The 5,824-nt window shown below is 37.5% G+C and carries 5 protein-coding genes; 4 read left to right on the top strand and 1 reads right to left on the bottom strand.

Annotation, left to right across the window (positions count from 1 at the left end; all coding sequences use genetic code 11):
* Positions 1–365 precede the first annotated feature (365 nt).
* The 3 genes from ACQKN2_RS24970 to ACQKN2_RS24980 all read left to right on the top strand — a co-directional run bounded on the left by ACQKN2_RS24970 (position 366) and on the right by ACQKN2_RS24980 (position 3,705).
* A complete protein-coding gene (locus ACQKN2_RS24970) occupies positions 366–1,331 on the top strand; it encodes a YpdA family putative bacillithiol disulfide reductase (RefSeq protein ID WP_427417324.1) in 966 nt (321 codons plus the stop codon).
* 264 nt (positions 1,332–1,595) lie between these two features.
* Entirely contained in the window at positions 1,596–2,156 is a 561-nt protein-coding gene (locus ACQKN2_RS24975; RefSeq protein ID WP_427417325.1) for a glycerol-3-phosphate acyltransferase, read from the top strand.
* Between the two features lie 7 nt (positions 2,157–2,163).
* Positions 2,164–3,705 carry an aminotransferase class V-fold PLP-dependent enzyme gene (locus tag ACQKN2_RS24980; protein ID WP_427417326.1) on the top strand — a complete coding sequence of 514 codons (1,542 nt, stop codon included), beginning with the start codon at positions 2,164–2,166 and terminating at the stop codon, positions 3,703–3,705.
* Between the two features lie 28 nt (positions 3,706–3,733).
* On the opposite strand, the gene ACQKN2_RS24985 is transcribed toward ACQKN2_RS24980, so the two are convergent.
* The gene (locus ACQKN2_RS24985; protein ID WP_427417327.1) at positions 3,734–4,702 is read right to left on the bottom strand and encodes an asparaginase; all 969 of its coding nucleotides are present in this window, start codon (positions 4,700–4,702) and stop codon (positions 3,734–3,736) included.
* Between the two features lie 339 nt (positions 4,703–5,041).
* On the opposite strand from ACQKN2_RS24985, the gene prsW reads away from it, so the two are divergent.
* On the top strand, positions 5,042–5,716 hold the full coding sequence (gene prsW / locus ACQKN2_RS24990) for a glutamic-type intramembrane protease PrsW (protein WP_323649321.1): 675 nt from the start codon (positions 5,042–5,044) through the stop codon (positions 5,714–5,716).
* Positions 5,717–5,824 lie beyond the last annotated feature (108 nt).

Below are 5,824 nucleotides of genomic sequence, written 5' to 3' on the forward strand. Positions count from 1 at the left end.
GTGTTGTTGCTGTCGCTTCGCTTTCGCACAGTTAAAACCGTGTTGCTGTCACTACGCTTTCGCACAGATAAATTGCTACAGGACGTGGCGTTCTTAGACTGAGTTCCACTATTTCAGCGGATGTTTGGGCACCCGCTGAAAAGTAACTTAAACCAGCATTCATCTCACCATCTATAGAGGTGGGAGACTTCTGTAACTGACGTTTCACTTACGTTACAAAAAACATCTGTACCTGCCGCTACGCTTTCGGTACAAGAGACTTTTGTAGCTGACGTTTCACTTTCGCTACGAAAACAATTGCTGAAAGAAGTTAAAAGTAAAGTATTAGCAAATTGCTAATACAAAGTTGATAGGAGTGTCAAGAAATGCAGCAAGTAGATGCAATTATTGTTGGCGGAGGCCCATGTGGTTTAGCAGCAGCAATAGCCTTGCAAAATATTGGATTAAAGCCAATTGTCATTGAAAAAGGAAATATCGTAAATGCGATTTACAATTACCCTACACATCAAACATTTTTTAGTACGAGTGAACGACTAGCTATCGGCGATGTGCCCTTTATTATTGAAGGTCGTAAACCAAAGCGAAACCAAGCACTAGTTTATTATCGAGAAGTTGTACGTTTGAAGGATATTCAAGTAAATCGTTTCGAGAAAGTAAATAGCGTTGTAAAAAATGGAGCGATGTTTACAGTTACGACAGATAAAGAGGTTTATACAACACCTTATGTTGTGATTGCAACAGGCTACTATGACCATCCAAATTATTTACACATTCCAGGTGAGAAATTACCGAAAGTCTACCATTACTTTAAAGAGGGACACGAATTTTTTGATACTGATGTTCTTGTAATAGGTGGGAAAAATTCGGCAGTGGATGCAGCACTTGAGTTGAATAAGGCTGGAGCTCGCGTCACTGTTGTCTATCGTAATAGTGAGTATTCACCTAGCATCAAGCCATGGGTTTTACCCGAATTTGAAGGACTAGTACGAGATGGAGAAGTCCAAATGCATTTCAATTCAAATGTGCTTGAAATCCGTGAGCATGAGGTCGTTGTAGAAATAGATGGCAGCGAGAAAACTTTAAAGAATGATTTTGTTTTTGCGATGACAGGCTATCATCCAGATCATTCATTTATTCGAGCAATGGGTGTCTCTATTGATGATGAAACGGGTCGTCCTTTGTTTAATCCAGAAACTATGGAAACAAATGTAGAAGGATTATTCATTGCAGGAGTTATTGCAGCTGGAAATAATGCCAATGAAATCTTTATTGAAAATGGCCGTTTCCATGGCGATTGTATTGCGAAGACAATTGTAGAAAAAGATAAATAGTAATATGAGCTGTATAGGCAAGTAAGCTGCTTATACAGCTTTTTTTAAACGGTGGATAAGAAGAGCCAGAGCGACGGATAGAAGGGTCGAAGCGACGGAAAGAAGGACCGAAGCGACGGAAAGAAGAGTCGAAGTGACGGATAGAGAGCGAAGTGGCTCATCCGACGCATACAATGAAAGGCCCACTCGGAACGGAAATCAACCCCACGTTATGATGATGAGACATAATTTCTTTAATCGAAGCGGATAAAAAGGTGTGAAAAAATGCTTGGATTATATTGGTTGCTAAGTTATATCATAGGGAGCTTTATGACGGCGTATGTTGTTGGAAAAGCATATGGTGTTAACTTACAGGAAGAAAGAAGTAAAAACCTAGGGGCTCGAAATGCTGGTAGTGTGATTGGGAAAGATGCTTTTATTTGGACCTTTTTAGGGGATTCTTTAAAAGGTGCACTCATTGTTGGTGCAGGACGTTTATGGCATTTCGAGGAATGGGAAATAGTTTTAGGTGCTAGTTTGGGTATGCTTGGGCATATGTTTCCGTTTTGGCTTAAGTTTAATGGAGGAAAAGGAGTAGCAACTTTTATAGGGGTAGGTCTGGCATTATCACCTAGCTTATTTGTAATGATGGTCGTAGGGACAGCTCTTGCACTGAGTGTCACTAGAAGTTTAACCCTTAGTATGCTAGGTGGCTTTCTTATTTATGTTGGAGCGATTATTTATACAGATAAATTACTGTTATATATTCCACTACTAATAGCAATGATTTTTATGCTTCGTAAGCATATGTCTAATATTAAAGAAGCTTTAGAGCGAAGGAAGTGATAATGATATGTATTGGTGTAAAATTGCGCATATAGAAGCGGAGTTTGAGAAAATTGCACAATTAAATTATGAAACCTTTGTAGAAGAAATTCCACAGCATAAACCTAACCCTGAAAGAAAAAAAGTTGACCGTTTTCATCATGAAAATACGTATATTGTTGTTTATAAAGGAATAGAACTTATAGGCATGCTTGCATTTAGAGATCAAAGGCCGTTTTCAATTGATGAAAAGATAGGAAAGGTTGAGAAGTATTTATCAAAGGAGATTAGTACTAAGCTATGTGAAATTCGATTGCTTGCGGTCAAGAAGGCATATCGAACAGGAAGAGTACTACTGAAATTGACACAGGCATTAACTACTTTTGCATACGAAAAAGGATATTCGGCAGCGGTTATCTCTGGTACTACCCGTGAAGAGAAACTTTACAAGCAAATGGGATTTAATCAATTTGCACCTGCAACAGGGACAGAGGATGCTTTATTTTTACCAATGGTATTAACGAGACAGCAATTTGAAAAGTCTTTGCAACAAAGGCTTGTGAAGGAGAGTCATACATTTTATCCAGGTCCAGTGAAACAAAGCGAACCATTTATGTATTCTGAGCTTTCTCATCGTTCGATAGGATTTCAATCATTATTTGAGCAAATGAGAAATAAGTTGCTTCAACTATCAGAGACAGAGTACGTGTCTACAATTGTAGGAACTGGGACATTGGCAAATGAAGTTATGCTGGGGCAATTGAAGGCTCAACAATTAGGGCATGGGCTTATTTTAACAAATGGGGAGTTTGGAGATCGTCTTCGAAAGCAAGCGGAGAGATGGTCATTAGATTTTGATGTAATCGAGCAAGATTGGGGAATTTCGTTTGATATAAATAGGTTGGACTCTTATTTGCAAAAAAGATCTTATCAATGGCTCCTTCTAGTACATGGAGAAACATCGACTGGTACTTATAATGATTTAGAGGGAATTTTACAGCTTACTAAACGTTATAATATAAAGCTTTGTATGGATTGCATTAGTTCTTTCGGAGCCATGCCATTTTCTTTAAAGGATTGTTATTTAGCGACTGCGGTGAGTGGAAAAGCAATTGGTGCACTTAGTGGCTTGGCTTTTGTTTTTTCGCAAAACATAGTGAAATCTTCCACGACATTACCTGCTTATCTTGATTTAGCTAATTACCAACAAGGCTCGATTCCATTTACATTACCAGCAGTACTTGTTGCAAATGTTGTTGCAGCACTACAGGCCTATCCAGAAAGATATGAACAGCTACAACAACGCTTTAAAACATTGCTGCAGCTACCATTCATGCAATATCAAGTTGCAACTAGACAGTATCCGATGCTAATCACTTTACAACTTCCTAAGGCTTTGGCAAATCTACAGAGCGATTTAATTCTAAATGGTTTTTATGTTCATGCGGATAGCCAATACTTACGTCAAAGAAATTTCATGCAGCTGTCTGTTATTCAGCCAGATTTTGAGATAGCAATCAATCATTTACATAATATCTTGGATTATTATAATCAAATTATAGATGCATAAGCTAAAGTGAATATCGAATACACTAGCCTTACATGAAAAATTCCTTTAAATCAATAGGAGTTCCAACTTTGTTGAGCCCAATTAATAATTTTAATCGAGCTTTTTGACCATTAATGCCGGTTGCGAATATAGCTCCTAAGTCTTCGAGCATTTTGCCACCACCAACGTAGCCGTAGACACCTTCTGCGATACCATTAAAACAACGCGATACGAGTATAACTGGAATACCGCGCTCTATGAGACTTTCAATACCTTTAACAACTGATGGAGGGACGTTGCCTTGTCCAAGGCCTTCTAATACAACGCCATCATATTTACATGCGAGTACTACATCAAGTAAGTCAACCTCCATGCCAGCGTACACTTTTAGCATGGCTACTCGTTTTGATAATCCATCAATATCTACATATTGACGGCGGATAGGAGCATGATGAAATAATATTCTTGATTTTGTAATAAGTCCAATCGGGCCATATTGAGGTGACTGGAAGGTATTTACTGAACTAGTGCTTGTTTTTGTAGTATTAACAGCAAGGTGGACTTCGTCATTCATGGCAACAAGAACACCTTTCTCACGAGCTTCTTCATCTACAGCTACTCGGACGGCTTCTACTAAATTATAAACCCCGTCTGCACCAAGTTCGTTTGAGGAGCGCATGGCACCTGTTAATACAATAGGAATTGATAAATCAGTCGTTAATTCTAAAAAGTATGCTGTTTCTTCTAATGTATCAGTACCATGGGTGATCACAACGCCATCAATTTTCTCCTTTGCAACTTTTTCGATAATAAGGTTACGTAATTTAAGCATTTCTTTTTGAGTAATATGTGGTGATGGGAGGTTAAATGCCTCCATTTCAATAATTGTAGCAAGTGCATCAAGTTTGCTGCTTTCCTTCATTAGAGGATTTTCCTTGTTAGGCATAACGGCACCTTCATCACTCATCGCCATAGAAATTGTTCCACCTGTATGAATTAATAAAATTGTTTTTTTCATAAAATAATATCTCCTTTTAAAAAGTTTTATGTCATAACATGGTATAATAATAGCAGTTTATCTTCATGTAATAGATGTTTTTTTGTCGAAAAATGTCATAAAAATTTTTCGCCTAAGGCATAGACGATATTTTTGTCCGATAACCGACAGGAAAAGATAAACGTAGGCTATGAAATTTTACATCCTGCAAAAATGCTAAAGTTAACCAACATTTTGGGGCTGACGCTTCACTTTCGTACAAAAAACATTGTTGGTCTAGAGTTAGAAGGATGTCACGAATTTTAAAATCTTAACATCATTATGTCAAGATGAAATTGATTTTTGAAAGGGGCCGGCATCATGATCATTTTATTATCAGCTGCCATTGCTCCCGGTCTAGCGCTTTTTAGTTACTTTTATTTGCGCAATCAGATGGCAACGGAGCCAAGAAGAACCTTACTTCAAACGTTTTTGTATGGCGCATTTTTAACGTTCCCAATCTTGTTCTTACAATATGTTCTGACAGAGGAAGGGGTCTTTCGATATCTTTATCTACAAGATGTAGTTTTTTCAAGTGTAGTTGAAGAGTTTTTTAAATGGTTTGTTCTTTTAATCGCAATCTACAATCATGTAGAATTCGATGATCCTTATGATGGCATACTGTACGGTGCAAGCATATCTCTTGGTTTTGCCACGATTGAAAATGTGCTTTATTTATTTTCTTTCGGTTTGGATACTGCATTTATGCGTGCATTATTACCTGTATCAAGTCATGCTTTGTTCGGTGTTGTAATGGGCTATTATTATGGACGTGCCAAGTTTTCAAAGTTTGCAAAGACGAAAGAAATGATTGCTATGGCGCTTTGTGCACCGGTAGTATTACACATTTTATATAATACAATTTTATCATTTAAAGGATATTGGGTATATTTAATGATACCTTTTATGCTATTTTTGTGGTGGTTTGGCCTGCGAAAAGTCAAGCTCGCACACTATCACCTAGTACAACATTTGCATATGCATAAAAAAATATAAAGCGTAGAAATCTAAAAAAGATTTCTACGCTTTTCTATTTTTTAACTTCTTTCAGCAATTGTTTTCGTAGCGAAAGTGAAACGTCAGCTACAAATGTCTTCTGTGGCA

The organism is Lysinibacillus sp. NPDC093688 (assembly GCF_050280145.1).
In the GTDB taxonomy this organism is placed as follows: domain Bacteria; phylum Bacillota; class Bacilli; order Bacillales_A; family Planococcaceae; genus Lysinibacillus; species Lysinibacillus xylanilyticus_B.